The following is a 23806-nucleotide window of genomic DNA, read 5'->3' on the forward strand; positions in this document are numbered from 1 at the left end:
TTTAGATAACGATACACAAAAAACGACAAGGCTCGTCATTGACGGCGCGCATGCAGTGCATCTTCGAGGAGTCAAAATAGATGCTGTCACCTGGTTGTAGTACCAGAACCTTGTCTTCTATTGTAATCTCCAGAGTTCCTTCAATGATGATGTCAAACTCTTGACCCTTGTGTGTATTCTTATTATATTTCTCATTATCTGGCAGCGGGTCTACTTGAACTAAAAACGGGTCTACTTTCCTACCCCTAAAGCCACTCGCCAAACTTTGAAATTTGTATTCTTGATGTCTGTCAACGGTCATTCCTTGCCCCTTACGGGTAATGAAATAAGAGCTCATGCGAGGCTCCTCACCAAACAGCAACACGTCGAGCGCAATGCCATAGTGCTTGGATATTCGCGTTAACCGGTAGAGTGAGGGGTCGGCTTCTCCCGCCTCAATCTTTTTGTAATGCTCTGTCGAGATGTTACACAGTTGCGCAATCTCTTCGGCTGGGATGTTCAAGACCTCTCGCAGTCCTTTCAGTCGCTGTCCTATTTGTTTTATTGACTCTTCCATGCGTTGTTATATTAATAATGTGTGGTATTCAGGAAATTCCTGATAGCCGTTCAAAAGTATAAAAACCTTTTGGAATAGAATTTACCTTTTTGTTATGTAGTACTAACAATTGTTGATAAATAATAAAAAATGCACAGACCCTTATTGCCTGTGCATAAAATATAAGATATCGAGAGAAATTGAAGTATTCATTTCTTAGCCTTTACCAAATCTTGCGGACATACTCCCCCCTTTTACACCGACGCAGCGTACACACCGAGTCGATATGTTTGGAAAGGGTTGGCAATGCCATGTTATTTCTTTGGAAGAATCATCCACAAAAGAATGTAGAGAATCACTCCGCTAAAAGCGGTGAACAAGGTGATAACGGCATAAAGCGCACGAACTAATGTTTTGTCTAAATCAAAATATTCGGCAATTCCGCCACATACGCCACCAATCTTTTTGTCATTTGACAATGTCAGTTTTTTCATTTTTCTTTTCCTTTCTTTTAGTGAGTGTTTAGAAGTGTATCGTGTTGCCACCTATGCAGTCTGTGCTTCCCTGTTTTGGGGTAAGGAATGCACAAAATGTTTGGCTGAAATGACTTACATCTTGAAAACTAACTCGTGGAGCAAGTCTATGATTTCAAATTCTTGGACTCCTTCTTTCACCACAATCATTATGGTGTCGTCGCCAGCTATGGTTCCTAATATCTCGGGTATGTTACTGTTGTCAATGTTATAAGCGATACTGCTGGCGTAACCTGGGCGTGTTTTGATGACTCCAATATTCCCAGAAAACTGGATGGACAGAAACCCAGGTGTCAACATCATTTCGCGAGCGGGAAGAGGCTTCTGTACCCTGCGGTACATCGTCTCATTGGGAAGTACATATACGTATCTGCCGTTCATGCTGGCGGCTTTTGCCACTTTCAGCTGTTTAAGGTCGCGGCTCAATGTCGCTTGTGTAACAATAAATCCTTCTGCCTCTAAGGCTTCCAACAATTCTTTCTGACTTCCTATTTCTTGGCTCGATATGAGTAGCTTAATTGCTTCAAGTCTGTCGTTCTTAAATCTCATTTATTGTAACTTTATACGTTTCTATTCACAAAATTAAAAATATCTGCATAATAGGCAAGTAATTTATCGCTAAAAAAGCTTTATTTCGACAATTATTAACAAAAACGATTGATAAATTTGTCGTTTCCAATGCTGTCATTGCATAGATATGTTGGTATCGTATGCTCTCCTCTCTGCTTTATCCGTTGTTTGAGCCGATAGGACTGGCGTGCTGTTTGGAAGTATTCAGGTAGTTGGAGGTCCTTTGAAAAGAGACAAGTATTTTGGAACGTAACGCATTGCATTGTAAAAAAAGTAGTATCTTTGTCCAACAGCAAATCATGAAACGATGAAATTGGTTCAACTAAATGCAAAATGGAGCCTTTGTCTGATAGGGTTCTGTTGTTTCAGTCTTCACCTGTTTGGACAGTCAAAGCGTGCCATGCGTGAACGTGCGATGGCTAAGCCCGAAGTGGCACTGGTGGGAGAGCGATTGAAGAAAGATTGGGTAAAGCTCACCAAGGCACGGTTAGGACTTTATTACCGTCAGCGTACGCTGACCCATAATGGCGTTATAATGCCGTTGTGGTGGGTGACCTACGGTGAAAAACCTGCCGATGGTTACAGCTTGTTTATCTCACTGCATGGGGGTGGTGGAACGACTCAAGAGACGAACAACCAGCAGTGGGAGAACCAAAAATATCTTTACCGTCCCCAACAGGCGGTTTATGTGGCACCTCGTGCGCCATGGAATTTGTGGGATATGTGGTGTCACAAAGGCATCGACCCGCTCTACGAACAACTCATTCAGATGTGTGTGGCTTTCGAGGGCGTCAATCCCGACAAGGTGTATCTTATGGGCTATTCGGCTGGTGGCGATGGCGTGTGGCGTATGGCTCCACGCATGGCAGACTCGTGGGCAGCAGCTTCGATGATGGCAGGACATCCGGGGGATGTGTCATTGCTGAATTTGCGCAACACGCCTTTCATGATTTGGTGTGGTGAACACGATGCTGCTTACAATCGTAATACGTTGGCAGCACAGCGAGGATTACAAATGGACTCGCTGCAGCAGCACGACCCTTTGGGATATGTTCATCAAACACATATTATAAAAGGTGTGGGGCATTGGATGAATCGGGTTGATTCTGCTGCCGTGCCATGGATGACAAAGTTCAGACGCAATCCATATCCAAAGAAGATTGTTTGGCAACAAGCCGAAGTGGTGAAGCCTTATTTCTATTGGTTGGGCGTGCCACCAGCAGAATTGGCACCGGGTAAAATGCTCAGGGCTTATATCCAAGGCAATTGTGTCCACATCACGCAGTGTGATTACACAACGCTTACGCTTTATCTCAATGACGAGTTGGTGGATTTGGATAAGTTCGTCACTGTTAAATACGGCAAGCGAGTGTTGTTCAAAGGACGTCTGAAGCGCAAGGAATCCACGATGCGACAGACACTTTTTGAGCGCAATGACTGGAGTTATATGTTTCCTACCAGTGTCACTGTGACCATGAAACTGAAAAAAGCAAATCTTAAATCGAAAGAATGATGATATTAAAAGAAGGATTATCGCATACCAGTGTTTTAACCGTTACCGAAGCCTATACGGCGCAAGCCTTGGGTTCTGGCGATCTTCCCGTGTTGGGTACACCTGCCATGTTGGCACTCATGGAGAACGCTGCCATGTTGGCTGTGGCAAACGAATTGGATGAGGGGCAAACCACAGTGGGAGGTTATCTCGGTGCATCGCATGTCAAGCCCAGCAAGCTCGGTGCAACTGTAGAGGCTACAGCAACCTTAACAAAGGTAGACCGCCGCAAGCTCTCATTCCATGTTGTCGCAAAGGAGAATGGTGAAGTGATTGGCGAGGGCGAGCATCTCCGCTTTATCGTGGACAGGCAACGCTTCATGCAGGGATGATAAGGCTTCTTGTCTTGTCATGACTTGACGAATATAATGCTTAAGGTTGAGAGAGGAGAAGTGCGCCACTTTTAATATCTACCCTTCCTGATGAGTTGCTTGATGTTCAAATATCATTGATTGTCAGGTAGAGGAAGGTAACTGCCAAATTGCTGGACAAATGGTATAGCATATTTTGAATATTTGAAACCTGTCTTTCCGCCTTTCCTAAATTCATAAAATATGGGTGGCTTTTATCGATGGAGGAGAGCGAGAGTATCATAACTATATCACCGAAGTTTGGTCATTTTCGGTTCCTATTTTGCATAGAAAAACAGCTGAAAGTGTGCTGAATCAATGCTTTAGTGGTTCAATAGTAGCTTAGAAGGAGGCTTATATACATGCAATTGTTGCCTTGACTCAATGCTTTAGTACGCCAAAAGCATTCTCTTTGACAAAAAACATATTCCTTGTCTCGTTTACAGGTTCTTCTTTCCTATTTCACAAGTTTTCATCAATATTTTTTGTCATTTACGTTTATAAAAAAGATGGAGGTGTGGCAAAGTTTTACCACTGGTGAAAAGATGGACTCTAACATCTTGTCTCTCTGTTAAAAGATGTTATTTCTGAAGAAAAATCGTGCTTGTGTGTCTACAAATTCTTACTTACGTTGTCTTACCGTTAAATTTTTGAGTAACCATGGATACTGAAGAACAAATACCTAAGTCTTACGAAGACTTCTTGCTGGCAGAGGATGGCAGTTTTGTCATTTGGCGTCTCACGGGCGATTCTGAATTAGGCGCCCATTGGGAGGAGTACAGACAAAGTCATCCTGAGTTGGAGCAAGAGATACAGAAAGCTATACGTGTTGCCGACAGCATACGCCTTAACGATTTTGTGTACAGTGAAGGCGAAACCTTGCTTCAAAACATTCAATGTAGCATTGCCCAGCAACATAAGCGGCAGCAATGGTATCGTTGGGTGGCTGTTGCAGCCATGTTGGTGCTTTTGGCTCTTCCATTAGGTTATTTGGCTCTTGGACGATGGGGTGCGGATCAGGCTTACCAAGAAAACCTTGTTGCCAAAGCGCAGGGTACAGATGTCGTGCTAACTGTTGGGGGTAAAAGTGTGTCCGTGTCCTCTGCGGATCCCATAGTCGTCAGCAAGGGGTGCGTGTATGGAAGAGACAGGATGAAACCACTGTTGAGCGGTGATAGGTGTAATATATCCGTTCCTTATGGGAAGCATGTTGCGATGTTGCTGGATGATGGCTCACAATTGTGGGTGAATGCCAATACGCAGGTGGAGGTGCCCACTCGCTTTGGTAGAACAGCGAGGGATATAAGGGTGAATGGCGAGGTTTATGTTGATGTGGTGCATCAGCCATCTCGACCTTTTACCGTTTACACAAAGGACATGAATGTGGCGGTTCATGGTACGAGTTTCGGTGTGTCAGCATACCATGATGACAGTACACCATCGGTGGTGCTTGTTAAAGGAAAGGTTACGGTGCAGTCGACTACAGGACAGTCGGTAGCCATGTCGCCAAATGAGCAAGTTCGACTCGTTGGCAACCGTATGGAGAAGCGTGGGGTTGATGTACGTTCATATGTAAGTTGGAAAGATAACTATTTGTTGTTTGATAACACCCCTATAACGGAGGTGTTCCAACAGGTGGGCAAGTATTATGGCATTGTACTTACGGCAGTTGATAGCCATGCAATGCAGCAAAATATTACAGGTAAGTTGTATCTGTCGAACCGTGTCGAAGGCGTACTTGATGCCATTGCCTTGCTCACTCATGCTACATATATTATACATAACAGTAAGGTAGAGTTTTCGAAACGTACGGAAAGAGAGCCATCCACGTAACGAGTGCAGAATAACTTTTGATGATAAAAACTAATAAAATATCACTAACCTAAATTTATAAACTAATATGAATCTATTTAAATCTATGTCTCACGATTTGTCGCCTCAGCGCTACCAGCTGTCGGCAAAGGTCATGGCTCTTGCTGCCATCCTATCTTTCTCTGGCTTGCAGGCGGCTCCTGCGGAAGCCATGAATGAACAAAGTTTAAGAGTTACGCTCAATGTGGCAAACATGACTGTTGCTGACGCCATTAGTAAGATTGAGCGTTCTGGCGGTTATGTATTTGTATATAACGATGATGTTAGGGGAGAACTGAGCAACAAGGTAACACTTCGTAGTAATAACAAGCAGATAGACGATGTACTGCGTCAGCTTTTTGCCAGCACCAACATTGCTTATCGGCGTACGGGAAGACAAGTGACACTCTATAAGGCTGAGCAACGAAGGGCGTCAAAAGAAATTCCAAACAGTCGCCATGGCCGTGAAAAACAAGCTGTGGGGTATGTGGTGACAGGTAAAGTGGTTGACAATGCTGGTGAACCTGTTGTAGGAGCCACTGTCAGAGTAAAAGGTCGCAACATAGCCACGGTGAGCAATGTAGATGGCTTTTTCACGATTGATATGCAAGATGGGAAAGCGCTGGATGTGTCGTATGTGGGCTATCATTCTCAGACAATCAACAAACCCAAAGGAAAAATCACTGTCGTGTTGGCAGAAGATAATGCAGACATTGCCGAAGTGGTGGTGGTAGGTTATGGTGTGAAGAAAAAAGCCAACCTCATAGGTGCTGTAAGTACAGTGACGGCAGATGAGCTGAAAGACCGACCAGTAAACAGTGTTGGACAAATGCTGCAGGGACAGGTACCCAATCTTACTATTACCTTTGCTTCGGGTACACCAGGAGAAGCAACACGTATGAACATACGTGGAGCCACATCTATTGTCAACAGTGGCGCACCGCTGGTGCTTATTGATGGTGTGGAAGGTAATATCGACCGTGTCAATCCCAACGATATAGAGTCTATATCAGTACTAAAGGATGCCGCATCGGCTGCCATTTATGGCGCCAGAGCAGGATTCGGGGTGATTTTGGTAACAACAAAGTCAAACAAGGACGGGCAGGTTCATATTACTTACAATGGGCGGTACAGCTGGTCAGCACCAACCACAAAGACATCCTTCATGACCTGCGGTTATGACGCTGCACGGCTGGTAGACCAGTTTAGCATGGCCATGAACAATAGCAGTTATACTAATTATTCGAAAGCGGATTATGCAGAATTGAAGGCTCGGCGATACGATCAGACGGAAAATCCTAATCGTTCTTGGGTCGTGGTTGGTCCAGATGGAAACTATCGGTACTATGGAAACTTTGATTGGTATCATTATATTTTCGATTTTAAGCAACCTACTTGGAATCATAATTTAAGTATTTCAGGAGGTTCGAATAAGTTTAACTTTGTAGTAAGCGCCAATTACAATCAGCGATTGGGTATTTTCGCCATTAATCCTGACAGATATAATCAAAAAAACTTTATGGCTAAGGTTTCTTCTCAATTAAAACCATGGTTAAAACTTACCAGTACATCAACGCTTTTCCGTTCTGATTATGCTGCACCAGGCTATGATTTTGAAGATGGTGGAAACTTTGACAATCTTTGGCAGCATGCGCTGCCTTATGTGTTGCCTTGTAACCCTGACGGGAGTAACGTTTATACTTATTCACCCTCTGCCAATAAGCCTACGAATGGATTTGTAGCCATGTTGAGAGAGGGGAAGGGGTTTGCCAATGTAAAGAAAACGCAATCGTGCTATGCTGTTAATGCGGATTTTAAAATCTCTGAGGATTTACATGTCATAGGGAATGTAAGTTATAAGTTGAGCTACAAGGATAAAACAACGAGACAGGCAAATATGACCTATTCTGAAAAACCAGAAAAGTATGATAAAGCTACAACAATATTCTTTCAAAACAGACTTAAGGAGTCAAGAAGTGAAGAAGAATATTTGGTGTATGACTTATATGCCAATTATCAGAAAACATTTTCATCGATTCATAGCTTAAATATTGTAGCTGGTGTAAATCACGAAACAGGAAGGTATAAAAATATAGAAGGAAACGTGAAAGATTTGCCCATGTCGTTGAACGATTTGTTCTTGGGTACTGGAGCAAGAGGCGTAAAGGGTGGTCAGCACGAGTACGCATTGCTGGGATATTTTGGTCGACTAAGCTATGATTGTGCAGGGAAGTATCTTGCCGAATTGAATATGCGTTATGATGGCACTTCTCGCTTCCCAAAACAGAAAAGATGGGGATTCTTCCCTTCCGTGGCTTTGGGTTGGAGAATGAGTGATGAAAATTTTTTCTCACCTTTAAGAGATGTTGTAGAAAACTTAAAGTTACGCTTTTCCATAGGATCATTAGGAAATCAAATAACGGATGGAAGGCTTAATGGAAATCCATACTATCCCTATATTAGAAAGGCGAACATTAAGCAATCTAATTTCTTAAATTATATAGCCGATGACAAATTTTTCTATTATGTGGATCTTGCTGCCCCCGTCTCAGGTAGTTTAACATGGGAAAAGATAATAACCACAAATGTAGGACTTGATTTAGGAATCTTGAAAAATAGACTTACAGCAACGGTAGATTTGTATCAGCGCAGGACAAAAGACATGTTGGCAGCATCGCTTACTTTGCCAGGTGTGTATGGGTACAGTGCTCCGTTGGAAAATAATGGTGAACTACGAACTAATGGCTATGAAATAACGTTAAGTTGGAACGATCGCTTCATTCTTAAGGGGAAACCTTTTTATTATGGTTGTTCAGCAGCATTGTCTGATTGTCAATCAAAGTTGGTAAGATATTCTGGCAATCAGACGAAGGTATTGGGCAAAGAATATGAAGGTATGGAATGGGGTGAAATTTGGGGATACAAAGTAAGGGGTATTTACCAAACTGAAGAAGATGTCAGAAGAAGAGCTGTCGACCAAAGTTTTGTCAGTTCTCGTTTTACTAACGGTGCTGGTGATTTGATTTTCGAAGATATTGATAATTCAACAAAGATAGATAATGGGAAAGGAACACTTGAAAACCATGGAGATTTGGTAAAGTTAGGAAATAGTCTTCCACGCTATCAATATAGTTTTACAACACATATGTCATGGAATGGCTTCGATCTATCTTTATTTTTACAAGGTATAGGTAGGCAGCACTTTTATCCCAGTGGAGAGAATTTCGCATTCTGGGGACCTTATTCTCGAATTTATTCATCATTTATTCCGGCTGATTTTGTAAATAGATATTGGACTAAAGAAAATCCCAACTCGTATTTTCCAAGACCAGCAGGTGGAATTGCACGTAATGGGGGAGTTCTCACTAAGGTAAACAATCGATATCTTCAGAATTTGGCTTATTGTCGACTTAAGAATTTTACAATTGGATATACGCTACCAGGTATATTGACGAAAAAGGTAAGTATTGAAAAGATACGTTTTTATTTCAGTGGTGAGAATATGTTTACTTTATCAGCGTTAGACAGTAATTACCTTGATCCAGAACAGATTTCAGGAAAAGGAGGTAGTGGAAATGTTTATCCTTACTCCAAGAGTTTTGCATTTGGATTAGATGTCACATTTTAAATTACAAAAGTCATGAAAGTAGTAAAAATCTTTTATATTTTATCTGTCTTAATCTTTGTTTGTGGCTGTGATTTGGATAGATTCCCGTTGGATTCTTTAGCTCCCGAGAATTATTATAATAATAGGGAAGAACTGTCGATTGCGACAAATAAGTTTTATTCACTTTTTCCAACGGCGGAACATTTGTATGGTGAAACTTCAGATATAATAATACCAACAGTCCTTATAGACGAAGTTCAGGGCATACGAACTGTTCCTACAAGTGGTGGAGGGTGGTCTTGGACATCCTTGTCTGATATTAATACATATTTAATGTATTCTAAACGTTGTGCGGACGAAATGGCAAGAAATGAATATAATGCATTGGCACATTTCTTTAGAGCCTTTTTCTATTTTGAAAAAATAAAGAGATTTGGTGAAGTACCTTGGTTTGATGCACCATTGTCATCTACAGATGCGAAATTATACGAATTGCGTACAGGTAGAGATGAATTGATGGATCATATTCGCAGTGATATGGATGATGCAATAAGTTTTTTGCCAAAGGAGCCTAATCTCTATAAAGTTACCAAGTGGTCTGCATTGGCATTAAAATCCAGAATATTTCTTTATGAAGGAACTTATAGAAAATATCATCATATTGCGGGAAGTGATAAGTTTTTACAACTTGCTGTAGATGCTGCACAAGAATTTGTCCAGAATGCTCCATATTCGATTTATGCTAAGGGAGAAAAAGCGTACCTAAGTTTATTCACATCAAACAAAGCCATTAAGGATGAGGTGATATTGGCACGCAACTACAATATTGATATTAATACGATACATAATATCAATCAATATTTTTTAAGTGCGGGAAGTAAACCAGGCATGAATAAAAAAATAGTCGATTCCTATTTGATGAATGACGGATCGCGTTTTACAGATAAGGTGGATTATAAGCTGATGTCATTTTATGATGAAATGCAAGGTAGAGACCCAAGACTGTCTCAGACTATTGTCACACCTGGATATACAAGGTTAAATAGTGAAAAGCTTTTGTCTCCAAATTTCAATTCTACAACAACAGGATATCAGATTATTAAAGGCGTAACATCTGAAAATGCAGATGGTTGGCATAAGTCTCATAATGATTTCCCATTATTCCGTGCTGCAGAGGTGTACCTCAATCTGGCGGAGGCAAAGGCGGAGCTTGGAACGCTGACACAAGCCGATTTGGACCGCACGATATCTAAGTTGCGGGCAAGGGTTGGAATGCCACCTCTCACAATGGCAACTGCCAATGCCAATCCCGACCCCTACTTGATGAGTGCCGAGACAGGGTATCCACAGGTTGATGGACCCAACAAAGGCGTGATATTAGAGATAAGACGCGAACGAACCATAGAACTTTTTGGAGAGGGTTTTCGCTATGATGACCTGATGCGTTGGAAAGAAGGAAAGGCTTTCGAAAAGCAATTCAGAGGAATGTATGTTCCTGCACTTGATCCAGAAAAGAAGTTTGTCGTGCTGGATCTCAACGGAAACGGGAAAAGCGATGCACTGGATGTTTGTGTGTACGATGGTGAACAAGTGCCAACAGAAAATATGTATCCAGAACTTTCTGGTATTTCTACGTTCCTTAAGCTGGGTGACAATATAGAGTTGGAACATGGAGCTAAAGGGGGAAACATCATTGTGCATGACATTAGGAAGAAGCCGAGGAAATGGAACGAAGGGCGCGACTATCTCTATCCCATTCCGCAAGACCAGGTGACGCTCTATGGAGGAAAGCTTACGCAGAATCCAAATTGGTAACCTCTTGCGTATAATCGTAACAAATATTCACCGCATGTCTTTGTTGAGATGCGGTGAATGCTAAACGCTTTTAACATGAACTATAAAACAATATTACACACTATGATTTTCAATTTACTCTTGGCTTTGGCTCTTTCGGCATGCAGCGGTGCAGACAACAATCATGCGAATGCCGTGATTGATGATGGTTCTGAAATTATAGCTAACGATTATAAATATGTAAAATCGTCAGGCGATATACGCATCATGACCTATAACTCATTCTACTGCAAAGGTAATAACGGAACCCCCACCTTTTCGGATGAGAACACGCATCGTTTTGCTTCTGTAATAGGAGCTTTGGCTCCCGATGTGGTGGCTATTCAAGAACTCGATAGTAGTTGCGTACATCGCAACAAACGTTATCTCTTGGAAGAGATAAGCAAGTACACGGGTATCGATTATGAGCTGTTTTTTGGGTCGGCAGCCAAGTTTGATGGAGGACGTATAGGATGTGGCTTATTGGTAAAGCGCAGCATGAAAGTTGACGATGTGCAGTTTACACCTCTTCCTGGGGATGAGCCTCGTATGCTTATTGAGGCGAAGTTTCCCAAATTTACGGTGTTTGCCACGCATATGGATTTGAATCCCATGAACCGAAAGGAAAGTGCAAAACTCATTAACAACAAAGCCAAGAAATCTGTAGTGCCACTCTTTTTGATAGGTGACCTTAATGATTCCCCAACATGGAAGCCCGAACAGTCTGCATTCCCAGAACTGATGCAGAAGTTCAAGATAGTAAGCGATGTGTCGGGTAGTCTGCCAGAACAGCCTGGTGTGACGATAGACTATGTCCTTCTTGGACAGCAACATGCGGCAAAAATTAAGGTAACAGGTACTCACGTGGTAAGGCGGCTGTCCGTAAAAGGTGAGCAACTCGACCTTTCTACTGCATCAGACCACTATCCTGTATTTGCTGACATACGCCTTAAATAAGCAATCGTTATGTTACACATCTCTCTTAGGTTTTTAGGATTTTTGGCGGTCTTGGGGTATGAGTCATCTTGTTTCGCTCTTGACTTTAGCGGAGTACATGAGATGGTGCATCGCCAAATACCATCTCTTTCTAACCATGTCATTTTTAAGTTGTTGCCACCAGAGCCTAAGGAAACCTTCGAATTATCTACGGAAGGAGACAATGTCGTTGTGAGAGCTAATTCGCTGTCCGCAGCATCGGTAGCCGTCAACTATTACCTTAATCAGGTGTGTCACCAAAGCATCTCGCATTGTGGCGACAATCGGAAGCCTATAGAGCGTGTTGTGCCTATCGCCAAGCCCATTCGCATATCCACGCCTTTTCGTTATCGCTACTCGCTCAACTATTGCACCTATAACTACAGTTATGCTTTTTATAAGTGGAAAGATTTTGAGCGCGAGCTCGACTGGATGGCTCTTCACGGTGTCAATCTAATGCTTGCTCCTTTGGGCATGGAGAAGGTTTGGCAGGAAACGTTGCGAGCCTTTGACCTTGGTGACAATGATATCGCACGTTTTATTCCAGGACCAGGTTATACGGCTTGGTGGCTAATGGGCAATCTCGAGGGATCGGGTGGTCCGATGAGTCAGCAGATGATTGACGACAGATATAAGTTGCAAATCAAAATCCTACGACGAATGCGTCAATTGGGCATTGAGCCTGTCGTGCAGGGATTTCCTGGTATTGTTCCTTCTTTTTTGCACGACAAGTATCCCAAGGCTTGTGTCGTGAGTCAAGGAAAATGGAACGGATTTCAGCGTCCAAGTATTCTGTTGCCACAGAGTCAACTCTTCTACCGTATGGCCAAGGCTTATTATGATAATATGAAAAAGTACTACGGTGCTGACTTGCGTTACTTTGGGGGAGACCTTTTTCATGAAGGGGGGAACGCTAAGGGGGTAGACCTTTCTTCCACGGCATCGAAAGTACAAAAGTGCATGTTGTCGCATTTTCCAGACGCCAAATGGGTATTGCAAGGTTGGAATGACAATCCAGCCCCAGCCTTATTGGCAGGATTAGATAAAAAGCATGTGTTGTTAATCAATCTGGCGGGCGAGATAGACGCATCATGGAAGCAGTCAGATGAATTCGGGCAAACACCATGGATATGGGGAAGTGTCAACCATTTCGGAGGGAAAACCGACATGGGCGGACAACTGCCTGTATTGGTAGAACAACCGCATCGTGCATTGGCAGTCTCGCAGCATGGTAGGCTTAAAGGCTTGGGCATCCTGCCCGAAGGCATACACACGAATCCTGTTGTGTACGACTTGGCTCTGCAAACAGCATGGAGCGATACCGTTCCTTCTGTCGACCATCTGCTGCGTCAATATATATGGTATCGTTATGGAACATGGAACGATGATTTGTACCGAGCATGGCAGTTGTTGGCGAATTCGGTGTACGGTGAGTTCGAGGTAAAGGGGGAAGGCACATACGAGTCTGTGTTTTGTGCACGTCCTTCGTTGCATGTAACCAGTGTCTCCACATGGGGACCAAAGAAGATGCAGTATCAGCCAGAGAAACTCCTTCAGGCTCTTGTCTTGTTCAGGAAAGCGGCAGTACATTTCAAAGGCTCAGAAACATACGAATATGACTTGGTAGATTTGGCAAGGCAGGTAATGGCAAACAATGCACGCAATGTGTATAACCAAGTTGTGCATGCCTACAATGAAAAGGATTCCTTGGCTCTTAACAGGTATAGCTTGACATTTTTACACCTCATTGACTTGCAGGATAGCTTGCTGTCCACCAATAAGTTCTTCTTGTTAGGCAAATGGTTGCAGGCAGCCAGACAGTATGGGGAGAATGAGCAGGATCAAAAGCAGGCTTTGGTGAATGCTCGTACCCTCATTTCTTACTGGGGACCCGATGATGCGACAACGAGGCTTCACGATTATGCCAACAAGGAGTGGGCAGGACTGTTGAAGCAGTATTATGCACCTCGTTGGCGTGCCTTTTTTGCCATGTTGGCAGGGCAGCTTAGAGGAGAGGAACCTCAGACACCAGACTTTTTCTCCATGGAACGAATATGGGCAATGAGTGGTGGCGATGAAGTGATGCAACCCAAAGGTGATTACCTACTGATGGTGGATAGTGTCATAGCAGCTGTGACAGTGAACCAATGATGCAATGGCAGTGAGAAACGCAGTTTGCCAAAAAACATATTGACAGATGACAATCATTCTATATTAAACAAAGAAAAAAAATGAATTATTTACGCCAGACTTTATATATTGCTGTTTTAGCTCTAATTTCTCCATTGTGTATGTCTGCACAAACACTACCGTTTCAACAGAAAACACTCTCTCCACGTGAGCGAGTGAATGACTTGGTAGGGCGAATGACATTGAACGAAAAAATATATATGTTGCAGAGCGACTTCTTTTATCGAGGATGCGAACGTTTGGGAATTCCATGTCTGGAAACAGCTGATGGTCCTTTGGGAGTTGCCTCATGGGGACTCAAAGGCCGAGCTACGGCATTCCCCAGTCAGCTTTCCTTGGCAGCTTCGTGGAACAGGGATCTTGCTTATCGCATTGGTGCCATTTATGCAAAAGAATGGAAAGCACGTGGCATTCAAGTCTTTTATGGACCTGGGGTAAATATCTACCGTTCATCCAAAGATTCTCGAAACTTTGAGTACATGGGTGAGGACCCTTATCTTGCTTCAGAAATGGCAGTTCCTTTCATACAGGGGATTCAGCAAAATGGAATATTGGCAACAGTAAAGCATTTTGTGGCGAACGACCAAGAGTTCGATAGGTATCACGTCAGTAGTGAAGTCTCCGAAAGGGCTTTGCAAGAAATCTACTATCCTCCGTTCAAGGCCGCTATACAGCGTGCTGGAGTAGGGGCTATCATGATGGGGTATAATTTGGTCAATGGAGTATATTGCGCCCAAAACAAACAGCTTATGTCCGACGTGTTGCGACGTAAATGGGGATTTCAGGGAACTATGATGTCGGATTGGGGTGCCACTCATAGCACATTGGAATCTGTTCGGGCTGGATTGGACATGGAACTGGGAACGTTCGATTACCTCAACCAACGACAACTGCTTCCGTTAATAAAGTCTGGTGCGATAAAGACGAGTGAAATAGATTCTATGGTTACCCACATTCTACTGCCTTGCTTCAGATTGGGTTTGTTTGACAAGTCAGTGAGTAGAGATGTTTCCGTGCCTACCTATAATGAGGAGGCTAACCAAACTGCTTACGAAGAGGCATGTGAGGGTATTATCTTGCTCAAGAACAACGATGGAATCTTGCCACTCAAGTCACCAAGTTCTATTGCTGTGATTGGACCTAATGCCAACCCTAATGTCGTGTCAGACAATTGTTATGATGTGAAAGGTTGCTCATATGGTGGTGGTGGGAGTTCAAAGGTTAACCCTTGGTATGTGGTGACTGATTTGGAAGGTATCAAAAAAGCTTTTCCACAAGCACAGGTGTCATATCATGAAGGAGTATCCAACGCATACAAACGTAGATTGTTTAGCAATAGCGTGTTTACAACATCTCAAGGAAAGCGTGGCTTGCAGGCGTGCTATGTGTCGTTGGTTGATTCAGGTAAAGTATCGACTGGTACCCATTCTATAAACCAAATAGACAAACAGATTGACTTCAGGTGGGAGGAAGGTGCCTCAGCGGTAAGGTCTTTAGGTGCTGCCTATCAGGTAGAGTGGAAAGGAGTCATCGCATCAGAACGCAACGATTCTATTCTTATTTTTGTTGATGCACAAGGAGGTTATAGGTTGGATGTTGATGGCAGCACTGTCATAGACAAGAGGCATAGTCAGACGTTTGCCAACCAATGGGTAAAGATTCCTTCGCAAAAAGGACGAAAGCATACAGTGTGCCTCACTTATTGGAATCGCAACTGTCACCCAGCCGAGATAAGGATGGGGTGGGATTATGCGCATGCAGTTGACTATTCTGAAGCCTTGGACTTGGCACGGAAGGCAGATTGTGTGGTCTTCTGTGGTGGACTGGATGCCAGCTTGGAGTTTGAAGGGACTGATAGGTCTTTTGAATTGCCGTATGGACAGGATGCACTTATTCAGGCTCTCATCAAAGCCAACCCTCGTACCATTGTGGCAATGCATGGTGGAGGTGCCATGGATATGTCTGCATGGATAGACAAGGTGCCTGCACTTTTGCACATGCTATATCCTGGACAAGAGGGAGGTACAGCTTTGGGACAGATTCTTAGCGGTAAGGTGAACCCCTCTGCTAAGTTGCCGTTTACCATGGAGCGTAAATGGGAGGATTCTCCTGCCTGTGGCAATTACGATGAAACGCGAATGTTGCGTAAGGTGTTTTATCGAGAAGGTATTTATGTAGGATACCGCGGATATGAGCGCAAGGGCATCAAACCTTTGTTTGCCTTTGGACACGGATTGTCTTACACGACGTTTGCTTACGACAATCTGAGCTTAGTTGTTACAGACAAGAAAAAAGGAATGGTAAAGGTTGCTTTTGATATTACCAATACGGGAAGACAAGACGGAGCTGAAGTGGTACAATTGTATGTGCACGACCCCGTTGCTATGGTTGACAGACCTTACAAGGAGCTAAAGAATTTTGCCAAGGTCTTTCTGAAGGCTGGTGAGACCAGACATGTGGAAATGCTTTTGCGAGATGACGCATTTAAGTATTACCATCCCAAGCGTCATGCATGGGTGTTGGAACACGGAAAATTTGATATTTTAGTTGGGGCTTCCTCGGCAGATGTGAGGCTTAGGGGGTCAATCAAGCTTTAGACAATTTTATGGCAGCCTGATGGCAGGATTGCCTGTAGGTATCTTTAAGGGGATTGTTGTAGGGCTTGCTTACGATGTGGCAAGCCAATAGGTAATGAGGGCGGACAGCAGCGGATTGTGCAGCTGTTTGCCCTTTTCGCGTAATGTAGTCATGGCTCTATACACAATTTTTCGTACGGAATCGGGATGCATGTTCATCAGTAGGGCAATATCATGATAGTCCATGCCGTGCATGTAGCGCAGGTAAATGGCTTCGCGCTGCCGGTCGGTAAGTCCTTCTAATAGCTTGGCAACCGTTTTTGACACGTCTTGGCGTTGCTCCTCGCTTATCAATGTGTCCGTAACGCTTACCTCTGTGGAAAAGTGTATTTGGGTAGTCTCCATGTCGCTTATGTGTGCTTTCTGCTTATAGGTGTTCAGTAAAGTGTTCCTAAACGACTTGAATAAGTAAGCTGTAATGTTGGTAACGTCTTTCAGTCGTTTGCGGTGTGAGTAAAGAGTACAAAATACATCGTGAACGCCATCCTCACAACTAACAGTTTCAAAACCAAGACCTCGCCCATATGCCATTAGTTCTTTCACAAAAAGGCGGTACAGCGAGGAGAATGATTCTGCACGATTCTCCTCGCTGTCACTATTCACAAATAGACGCCAATAGTGTTCACGTTGAAAGTTTTTACCGTCTTTGTGCATGATAAGAAACACCTGCCATTGACAAGAATTCGGTAGGTTGTAGCAGGTATGTTTTGAGGAATGCTGCTCGCTTCCCGTAATTCTTATGCCTTAGTCTCTCTTTCCAAAAATCCTCAGCAAATACAAGAACAGGTTGATAAAATCAAGGTACAATGACAGTGCACCCATGAGTGCAATCTTCTGTGCGCCTTCGCCCATGTCTGTTTGTAGGGCAAGCATTTGCTTAATCTTCTGAGTGTCATAGGCGGTCAGTCCTACGAATATCAAAACACCGATGTAACTTACAATCAAGTCAAAGCCACTACTCTTCACGAAGAAGATATTTACCACGCTGGCAATGATAAGCCCAATCAGTGCCATGAGCAATAACTTTCCTAATGAGGTAAGGTCACGCTTGGTAAAATATCCATAGGCTGCCATGACTCCAAAAGTTCCTGCCGTGATGAAGAACACGCTGGCTATCGATGTAAGGGTGTACGCCATAAAAATAAGTGACAAGGTGGCACCATTGAGTACCGAATAAAGCACAAACAACAGGGTCGCTGTCGTCAGCGAGAGTCGGTTGATGGCTGCGGATACCGTTAGCACCAATGCCAGTTCGGCAATAATCAGTCCCCACAAAATTGCAGGCTTCTGTACCAGCCACATCATGATATTGGGCGATGATGCCACTCCGTATGCCGTTATGCCAGTGATGACCAAAGCCAATGTCATCCATACATATACTTTGCGCATCAAGGCAGGGAATGCCAATGACAACGAACCTTCCTTTTCTCTAATTAGTTTTTCTAACTCTTTTATTTCCATAAATAATTTACTTCTTATTTTTTTGCTAAGATAAATGATTTATAACAAACATGCAAACGCCATGCCATTTTTCCATTAAAAACTACAATAATTAACAATCTTAGCCCTCGTTGTCCACAATAATTCTTATATTTGTAGGCATCATAGATACCTTACAAAAATGATGAGGTCAAAGCAACGGGCACGATGAACACTGTTAGTGCGAATTACTGGTGGACTGTTGCTTGCATTTAGACAAACCGCTCAATTCTTGATGAGATGAAGACAGAATTCCAAAAGATGCGCACAGAGGAGTTATATTCCTTTGCTGACCCAGAAATTGCTGCCAGTCTTGCGCATGCCAAAGAACTGTGTCGCCAATTGCAAACCATGACGATGGATGATGAGCATTATCGTGAAATCATAGAGGAACTTGTTCCTGGCATTCCTTCGTCTTCTGCCATCTGTCCTCCCTTTCATTGCGACCACGGGCATGGCATTGTGATGGGTGAGCATACGTTTCTTAATTATAACTGTACTATCTTGGACGGAGCTTATGTGCGCATTGGGCATCATGTCCTTATAGGTCCCAATTGTCAGCTGTACACTCCGCAACATCCGATGAACTATTTGGAGCGTCGTTTGCCCCAAGAGGTTTCTCACCCCATCAGTATTGGCGATGATACATGGTTGGGCGGGGACGTCATTGTGTGTCCGGGTGTCCATATTGGTAGGCGATGTATCATCGGGGCTGGTTCGGTGGTAGTACATGATATACCCGATGACTGTTTGGCAGTGGGCAATCCTGCAGTTATAAAGAAGCGTCTGCGATAAAACTTCTCCGCTCGGATCTTTTACGATTTACACTTGCGTCTTTTTTTTTATTCCTCAAGAGTGACAGATATTGGAACCTTTGCTGTTTAGTCTTCGGTTTCTAAGTCCAATGTGTCCTGAATGTTCATCATGTATTTCCAGCCACCCACGTCAAATTTAACGTAATCGAGGATAAGGCTTTCTTGTTCTTTGGGTGTCAGATTGTCGTGCATTACAATTTCTTTGATTACTTCTTTCCATAAATTGCAAAGCACACGGAGAAAATGAGGTGATATTTGGTCGTTAATGTACGGATATTGCTGCTTCATTCGTTTGATGTAGTTCATTCCGTCAAAACTTTGTTGTTCTATCATCTTGTCAATGGCATGATGAAGTGAGGTGTTGGCAGCCTCGTTCAGCAAAAGTTTTAATTCATTACGATAGGGAACAACTAACGATGTGACCAATTCTTTCATGCTTTCCAAGTATGAGTCGTATCTGAAAGTGTCTAATGTGGCGTATGACGACTGGTTGGCATTTTGCCGATAGGCTTCAAAGGCTTTTAACAAGGGGTGTATGACACACCTGAACAAATGGTCTTTGTTTTTGAAATAATGATATATGTTGCCAACCGCAATGCCCGAAAGTGATGCAATGCGTTGCATAGATGTGTTTTTCACTCCATTCGCAATAAACTCTTGTCGGGCAACAGCGATGATTCGTTCTTTGATTTCGTCTTTTTGTGTCTGCATGTTGAGCGTATTTTATACTGCGAAAAAGTTTGAGTCTGTTCTTTTGGAATTCTGAAGCAGAAGTGACGAACAGACTCAATCTTCTATTTCTCTTTATTTAGCAAAACTGTAAAAGAAGCTCGGATTACCCATTACTTCCAATACAGGTCCTTTTACTTCCTTTGTTTCTGGATTGTAGGTGTAAAAGCCATTTGCCTTTTTGTTGGCACTCCCAAATACAATTAAATTTTTGTGTTTACCAATGGCTGTTCCTTGAGGGTTGCCAACCTCCATGCCCTCTATCTTGGTAATACTTTTTTTGTATAAATCTATCTCCACGGGTACGTTGGTCATTGATAGATACGGATTGCTCATGGCGTTAGGATCTAAGCCATAAGCGTTTAGATAAGCGTATAGTTTGCCTTTACCTTCGTAGAACATGGTTGCAGCAAATTCACCCTTCTTGACCGATAAGCCTTTTACTTCTGTTTGGTCGAACCGAATGCAGTATGTGGGGTCTATCTCTTCGCTTCCGTTCTTAATGCGGGCAATGCCTCCAGGAAGTTGAGGCATAAAGCCAAATGACCCAATGCAGTTGAAGTATATGTCTTTGTTCTCATCCATGAAGATAGAATTGGCGTCTACGGGGCGTGTTGCAAAACTCATGCCTAAAGATGTGTTGGTAATGTGCTTTTTTACTTGGTCTGTCTTTGTGTCAATCATGGCAAGCTCTATGGTGTTGGAGGTTGGCATCCACTGTGCATTAAACTGATTAAGCCCAACAAACAGCATGCCGTCTCGGATAATCATGGCAGCTGGGGCTACCTTGGTGTCTTTGTGTGCTAAAGAGTTAAGGTCTATCTCTGTCAGTTTTTTCATGGTTTGCGGATTAAATACCATGATTTTCCCCAAACCTTGAAAACTAACGTAAGCCTTTTCTTCATTCAGTTCTACTACATTGCTGGCAGCAGCTCCTGCAGGGATGGACAGTGTGCCTTTTTGTACAAAGTTGCCTTGCGCATCAATGTTGTATCGGGTAATCTCTGCCTTGGAGTTCCCCATATAATCGGGGAAGGAATATAGATTACCACTTGGTGTGATGATAGGTGTTGAACCAAATCCTGTGGGTGTGGCGTTTTTGTTATTGTACTTTCCGGGTGTCATGTCGGCAAGTGCTTGCATGTACACGCTGCCGTTGTTGCCTTCGGGGTTGGTAACTCCTGTTGCAAAAACAATGCCTTGGAAAGCATTGGCACCAGTATTTTTCTTTGATTGGGACGTAGCGTTGTCGTCGCTACCACACGATGCAGCCAGTACGGTAAGAGCAATGGCTGACAATAACATCTTGATTTTCATACGTTTTTTTGTTTTAATGATATAATTAATGAATTGATACTATAAATATTACTTTAATAAATATCTTACTTTGAAAGCTACAGACCGCCCAGGCAAAGGACAATTCAAATCGGATACGACGCGGCGGTTGGCTATATTCTTAACCTTTAGCGTAAAGCTCCATGTACTGTTCTGTAATGTGTGTTCTATGGCAGCATCCACTATCATAGAGGTGGGTATTTTGCGCTCTTGATATTTGCTCATCTCAAAATCGTAGTAATATTGGTGTATATATGAGGCGTCAACCATGATGCGGGTATTCTGTCCTCGACCGCCAAAGATATTCTCCTGATGATATTCCAGCCCTCCATTAGCCATGAAGTAAGGTACATTTGGAATACGCATGTTGTAGGTGGGGTTTTCCACCACTGTGCCGGGAACCATCTTTCGCTTGTCACGCAAGTCTTGGTATGTGGTGTTGGCATATAGATAGAGCATGGGCAATACGTCTCCTTTGGCTTCTAACTCTATTCCCATGGTTTGCACTTCACCAAAGTTTCTATATCGAGCCATGGTAGGTATCATGTCGGGTGTGAAACGTATCATGTCTTTTAAAGTGTTGTAAAAGCTGTTCAACTCCATTTCTATCATTCCACCATCTTTTAATGCTTTGTGGTAGAGCAAGCCAATATTATATCCTGTCGTGCGCTCGGGTTTTAGAGCTGGCGAAGGTAATATGGAATAGCCGTTGCCAATAAGCTCCTCGGTAGACGGTATGCGCACTTCTGAGTTGAACGATGCCTTGACCAACAGTTCGTCGGAGAACTTCCAGCGCATGGCGTTGCTAAAACCCGCAAAGTTTTTTGAACTGCTGACGGGCTTTGGCTCACTAATAGAGTAAGTGGAAATACTCCGTGAGTCGGAACTATATATAAAGTCTTTTATCGTGAATGCGTTTTGAAATCTGCCATTAAAAAGTGTCAAGTCGTACGATAGTCCTATGGTAGTGGATGTCATCCTGCTATGAAAGTTGGCATTGAATCCTAAAGCCTTATCCATAAGCGAGTCGGTGGGAAACATATTCGTATTGTTGGCACATACATTGAGGTTGAGGCTGTGGTGTGCATTGATGAGATAATTTAGGTTGAGCTTGCCGCTCCAATCATACGACTTGTTATCGCCATCGCTTGGATGGCTGCCTTGCTCACCACCAAAAGGCGATACGGCAGGCAGCTGGTTGCCATCCCAGTCGTAGCGACACTTGGCTTTATCTGTCATTCCATATCGTCCGTACGAGAGCAGTGTCTCAAAAGTCAGGTCTAAGCCTGGTGCAAAAAAGTTCTCTTTTTGCAGCTTCAGTGCAGTCATGATGTTTTGTGACTTATTGAAAGCCTCACGAATATATTGGTCAATACCTTGTATCTCTTGTCGGGTGTGGGTAAATATCAGTTCCCATTTTAGTTCGTCAAACCACCATTTGGTGGCTTTCACGGATGCACCACCAATAATCTTGGAAAATTTGTCATGGGTGCGCTTCACGGTTCTTCCATCCAAATGGTCTAAAACCATGTCGTAATCGTTGTCCGAATGGGTGTACACTCCACCAATGCCAAACTGCAGTCCTGTGCGTTGGTTGGTACGCTTCAGAACAGTAGATAATTGGTGAGTGTTGAACGAGCTTATCTCGTACGATGCGTCGAAGTAAAGGGGAGGATACTCTTTGGTTACTACGTTTACGGCTCCACCTAATGCAGAACCACCAAACTTGTAGGGCACAATACCTTTATACACCTCAATGCGTTCTATCATTGAGGTAGGAATGTCATTGAGTGCCACAAAATTATTTAATCCTCCTAAGGGGCTTTCGTCAACAAACATGCCCATGCGCTTGCCTTCCAGCCCTCGTATTGATATGCGTGACGCACTTCCCATACCCCCTGTGTTGCGTACTGTTACCCCTACGGTGCGAGCCAGTACGTCATTGATATTCGTGGCAGTTCCCTCTAATTGCCGTTTGCCTATGACCGATACGGGTAAAGCCGACTGCTTTAGTTGTCTTATCTTATTTTTTCCCAAGATGGTTACACCTTGTAGTGTGTTACTGTTTGCATGTAGACCTATGTTGATGCAAATGCTGTCTTGTTTGTTGAGAAATAAATCTACATTGGTCTTTTTTGTTTTATAGCCGACGTAAGACACCCGTAAGGTAAACTTTCCTTCTTCGCTGATGGGTAGAACATATCTACCTTGTTCGTTACTGATGGCATGCTTCTCCGTCCCTATGATTTCAATACTGGCACCACTCAAGGGGATATGTCGCTGCTCATCGGTAACATATCCATACAGTATGGTTGTACCATGTGTTTGTGCGTTGGCGTTGTAACTTGTGGTGTGGAGCAAGCATAGTATGTAAAAGATACGTAGCAGGCATAAAGAATGTGTTGATAGTTGTTCCATGTTTTTCTTTTTTGGTTTTTGAGGAGTCTTGAATAATGAATGAAATTCAAAACAATTCACAAAAAAAAGATGCACCAACTTAAAGTTGATGCATCTACATATAAATTCTCTACTAAAAGATTTGTCTTTCTTTCGCTTTCTTGCCATTGAAATATTTTTTTTGTTGGCGACAAAGGTACTGCATATAAAATAAATTTGCAATACCCATTTGTAGGTATCTTGAACCATGATGTTTTTTTTTCGATGAGAAGCGAAAGGATTTCTCTCCTTAAATAACCAGAGACAAATGTCGCTTTTGTCCTTTTTTTTTACCATAAAAAAGGGGGCGTCATGGGGCTGTTTTTTCGTTGGAAATGAATCGTTCGTTGAACAACCGTGAGAGAACCGTTGAAGAACCG

Annotated in this window: 17 protein-coding genes; 9 read left to right on the forward strand and 8 right to left on the reverse strand. The window is 43.1% G+C overall.

Going from position 1 to position 23806, the window contains the following annotated elements; all coding sequences use genetic code 11:
- Position 1 precedes the first annotated feature (1 nt).
- The 3 genes from HMPREF9304_RS00095 to argR form a co-directional block, all read right to left on the reverse strand.
- Entirely contained in the window at positions 2-556 is a 555-nt protein-coding gene (locus HMPREF9304_RS00095) for a helix-turn-helix domain-containing protein (protein ID WP_008124853.1), read from the reverse strand.
- A gap of 293 nt (positions 557-849) precedes the next feature.
- Positions 850-1029: a PspC domain-containing protein gene (locus HMPREF9304_RS00100; protein ID WP_028901074.1), complete on the reverse strand. Its 180-nt coding sequence runs from the start codon at positions 1027-1029 to the stop codon at positions 850-852.
- 114 nt (positions 1030-1143) lie between these two features.
- Entirely contained in the window at positions 1144-1617 is a 474-nt protein-coding gene (gene argR / locus HMPREF9304_RS00105; RefSeq protein WP_008124849.1) for an arginine repressor, read from the reverse strand.
- A gap of 328 nt (positions 1618-1945) precedes the next feature.
- On the opposite strand from argR, the gene HMPREF9304_RS00110 reads away from it, so the two are divergent.
- The 8 genes from HMPREF9304_RS00110 to HMPREF9304_RS00145 all read left to right on the forward strand — a co-directional run bounded on the left by HMPREF9304_RS00110 (position 1946) and on the right by HMPREF9304_RS00145 (position 16593).
- Positions 1946-3151, forward strand: coding sequence for a hypothetical protein (locus HMPREF9304_RS00110; RefSeq protein ID WP_036925437.1), 1206 nt, complete (start codon positions 1946-1948; stop codon positions 3149-3151).
- Positions 3151-3522, forward strand: coding sequence for a thioesterase family protein (locus HMPREF9304_RS00115; RefSeq protein ID WP_197061614.1), 372 nt, complete (start codon positions 3151-3153; stop codon positions 3520-3522). Before HMPREF9304_RS00110 ends, HMPREF9304_RS00115 begins: the two co-directional genes overlap by 1 nt.
- 678 nt (positions 3523-4200) lie before the next feature.
- Positions 4201-5373, forward strand: coding sequence for a FecR family protein (locus HMPREF9304_RS00120; RefSeq protein WP_052045774.1), 1173 nt, complete (start codon positions 4201-4203; stop codon positions 5371-5373).
- Between the two features lie 67 nt (positions 5374-5440).
- Positions 5441-9019, forward strand: a complete 3579-nt coding sequence (locus tag HMPREF9304_RS00125) for a TonB-dependent receptor (protein ID WP_231564421.1) — start codon at positions 5441-5443, stop codon at positions 9017-9019.
- A 12-nt stretch (positions 9020-9031) separates the two neighbouring features.
- Positions 9032-10813 (forward strand): RagB/SusD family nutrient uptake outer membrane protein, encoded by a 1782-nt coding sequence (locus HMPREF9304_RS00130; protein WP_008124839.1) that lies wholly within the window; start codon positions 9032-9034, stop codon positions 10811-10813.
- 102 nt (positions 10814-10915) lie between these two features.
- Positions 10916-11788: an endonuclease/exonuclease/phosphatase family protein gene (locus tag HMPREF9304_RS00135; RefSeq protein ID WP_197061612.1), complete on the forward strand. Its 873-nt coding sequence runs from the start codon at positions 10916-10918 to the stop codon at positions 11786-11788.
- A 9-nt stretch (positions 11789-11797) separates the two neighbouring features.
- Positions 11798-13957, forward strand: coding sequence for an alpha-N-acetylglucosaminidase (locus HMPREF9304_RS00140; RefSeq protein WP_081953612.1), 2160 nt, complete (start codon positions 11798-11800; stop codon positions 13955-13957).
- A gap of 80 nt (positions 13958-14037) precedes the next feature.
- Positions 14038-16593: a glycoside hydrolase family 3 C-terminal domain-containing protein gene (locus HMPREF9304_RS00145; protein WP_036925443.1), complete on the forward strand. Its 2556-nt coding sequence runs from the start codon at positions 14038-14040 to the stop codon at positions 16591-16593.
- A 69-nt stretch (positions 16594-16662) separates the two neighbouring features.
- Here the strand turns inward: HMPREF9304_RS00145 and HMPREF9304_RS00150 are convergent, their stop codons facing one another.
- Positions 16663-17286 carry an RNA polymerase sigma factor gene (locus tag HMPREF9304_RS00150; protein ID WP_036925446.1) on the reverse strand — a complete coding sequence of 208 codons (624 nt, stop codon included), beginning with the start codon at positions 17284-17286 and terminating at the stop codon, positions 16663-16665.
- Between the two features lie 90 nt (positions 17287-17376).
- Positions 17377-18093 carry a Bax inhibitor-1/YccA family protein gene (locus tag HMPREF9304_RS00155; RefSeq protein ID WP_036925447.1) on the reverse strand — a complete coding sequence of 239 codons (717 nt, stop codon included), beginning with the start codon at positions 18091-18093 and terminating at the stop codon, positions 17377-17379.
- Between the two features lie 258 nt (positions 18094-18351).
- On the opposite strand from HMPREF9304_RS00155, the gene HMPREF9304_RS00160 reads away from it, so the two are divergent.
- On the forward strand, positions 18352-18906 hold the full coding sequence (locus tag HMPREF9304_RS00160; RefSeq protein WP_036925449.1) for a sugar O-acetyltransferase: 555 nt from the start codon (positions 18352-18354) through the stop codon (positions 18904-18906).
- 86 nt (positions 18907-18992) lie between these two features.
- On the opposite strand, the gene HMPREF9304_RS00165 is transcribed toward HMPREF9304_RS00160, so the two are convergent.
- The 3 genes from HMPREF9304_RS00165 to HMPREF9304_RS00175 form a co-directional block, all read right to left on the reverse strand.
- Complete coding sequence (locus tag HMPREF9304_RS00165; RefSeq protein ID WP_036925452.1) at positions 18993-19637, reverse strand: TetR/AcrR family transcriptional regulator; 645 nt, start codon at positions 19635-19637, stop codon at positions 18993-18995.
- Between the two features lie 93 nt (positions 19638-19730).
- The gene (locus tag HMPREF9304_RS00170) at positions 19731-20972 is read right to left on the reverse strand and encodes a DUF4374 domain-containing protein (protein WP_036925455.1); all 1242 of its coding nucleotides are present in this window, start codon (positions 20970-20972) and stop codon (positions 19731-19733) included.
- A gap of 48 nt (positions 20973-21020) precedes the next feature.
- Complete coding sequence (locus HMPREF9304_RS00175; RefSeq protein WP_197061613.1) at positions 21021-23408, reverse strand: TonB-dependent receptor; 2388 nt, start codon at positions 23406-23408, stop codon at positions 21021-21023.
- Positions 23409-23806: the final 398 nt, after the last annotated feature.

It is taken from the genome of Hoylesella timonensis S9-PR14 (assembly GCF_000762405.1).
Lineage (GTDB): Bacteria > Bacteroidota > Bacteroidia > Bacteroidales > Bacteroidaceae > Prevotella > Prevotella timonensis_A.

Excerpts from the sequence above, each read along its gene's own strand:
- HMPREF9304_RS00095 (WP_008124853.1), bottom strand. The coding sequence starts at position 556 with ATGGAAGAGTCAATAAAACAAATAGGACAGCGACTGAAAGGACTGCGA.
- HMPREF9304_RS00100 (WP_028901074.1), bottom strand. The coding sequence starts at position 1,029 with ATGAAAAAACTGACATTGTCAAATGACAAAAAGATTGGTGGCGTATGT.
- argR (WP_008124849.1), bottom strand. The coding sequence starts at position 1,617 with ATGAGATTTAAGAACGACAGACTTGAAGCAATTAAGCTACTCATATCG.
- HMPREF9304_RS00110 (WP_036925437.1), top strand. The coding sequence starts at position 1,946 with ATGAAATTGGTTCAACTAAATGCAAAATGGAGCCTTTGTCTGATAGGG.
- HMPREF9304_RS00115 (WP_197061614.1), top strand. The coding sequence starts at position 3,151 with ATGATATTAAAAGAAGGATTATCGCATACCAGTGTTTTAACCGTTACC.
- HMPREF9304_RS00120 (WP_052045774.1), top strand. The coding sequence starts at position 4,201 with ATGGATACTGAAGAACAAATACCTAAGTCTTACGAAGACTTCTTGCTG.
- HMPREF9304_RS00125 (WP_231564421.1), top strand. The coding sequence starts at position 5,441 with ATGAATCTATTTAAATCTATGTCTCACGATTTGTCGCCTCAGCGCTAC.
- HMPREF9304_RS00130 (WP_008124839.1), top strand. The coding sequence starts at position 9,032 with ATGAAAGTAGTAAAAATCTTTTATATTTTATCTGTCTTAATCTTTGTT.
- HMPREF9304_RS00135 (WP_197061612.1), top strand. The coding sequence starts at position 10,916 with ATGATTTTCAATTTACTCTTGGCTTTGGCTCTTTCGGCATGCAGCGGT.
- HMPREF9304_RS00140 (WP_081953612.1), top strand. The coding sequence starts at position 11,798 with ATGTTACACATCTCTCTTAGGTTTTTAGGATTTTTGGCGGTCTTGGGG.
- HMPREF9304_RS00145 (WP_036925443.1), top strand. The coding sequence starts at position 14,038 with ATGAATTATTTACGCCAGACTTTATATATTGCTGTTTTAGCTCTAATT.
- HMPREF9304_RS00150 (WP_036925446.1), bottom strand. The coding sequence starts at position 17,286 with ATGCACAAAGACGGTAAAAACTTTCAACGTGAACACTATTGGCGTCTA.
- HMPREF9304_RS00155 (WP_036925447.1), bottom strand. The coding sequence starts at position 18,093 with ATGGAAATAAAAGAGTTAGAAAAACTAATTAGAGAAAAGGAAGGTTCG.
- HMPREF9304_RS00160 (WP_036925449.1), top strand. The coding sequence starts at position 18,352 with ATGAAGACAGAATTCCAAAAGATGCGCACAGAGGAGTTATATTCCTTT.
- HMPREF9304_RS00165 (WP_036925452.1), bottom strand. The coding sequence starts at position 19,637 with ATGCAGACACAAAAAGACGAAATCAAAGAACGAATCATCGCTGTTGCC.
- HMPREF9304_RS00170 (WP_036925455.1), bottom strand. The coding sequence starts at position 20,972 with ATGAAAATCAAGATGTTATTGTCAGCCATTGCTCTTACCGTACTGGCT.
- HMPREF9304_RS00175 (WP_197061613.1), bottom strand. The coding sequence starts at position 23,408 with ATGGAACAACTATCAACACATTCTTTATGCCTGCTACGTATCTTTTAC.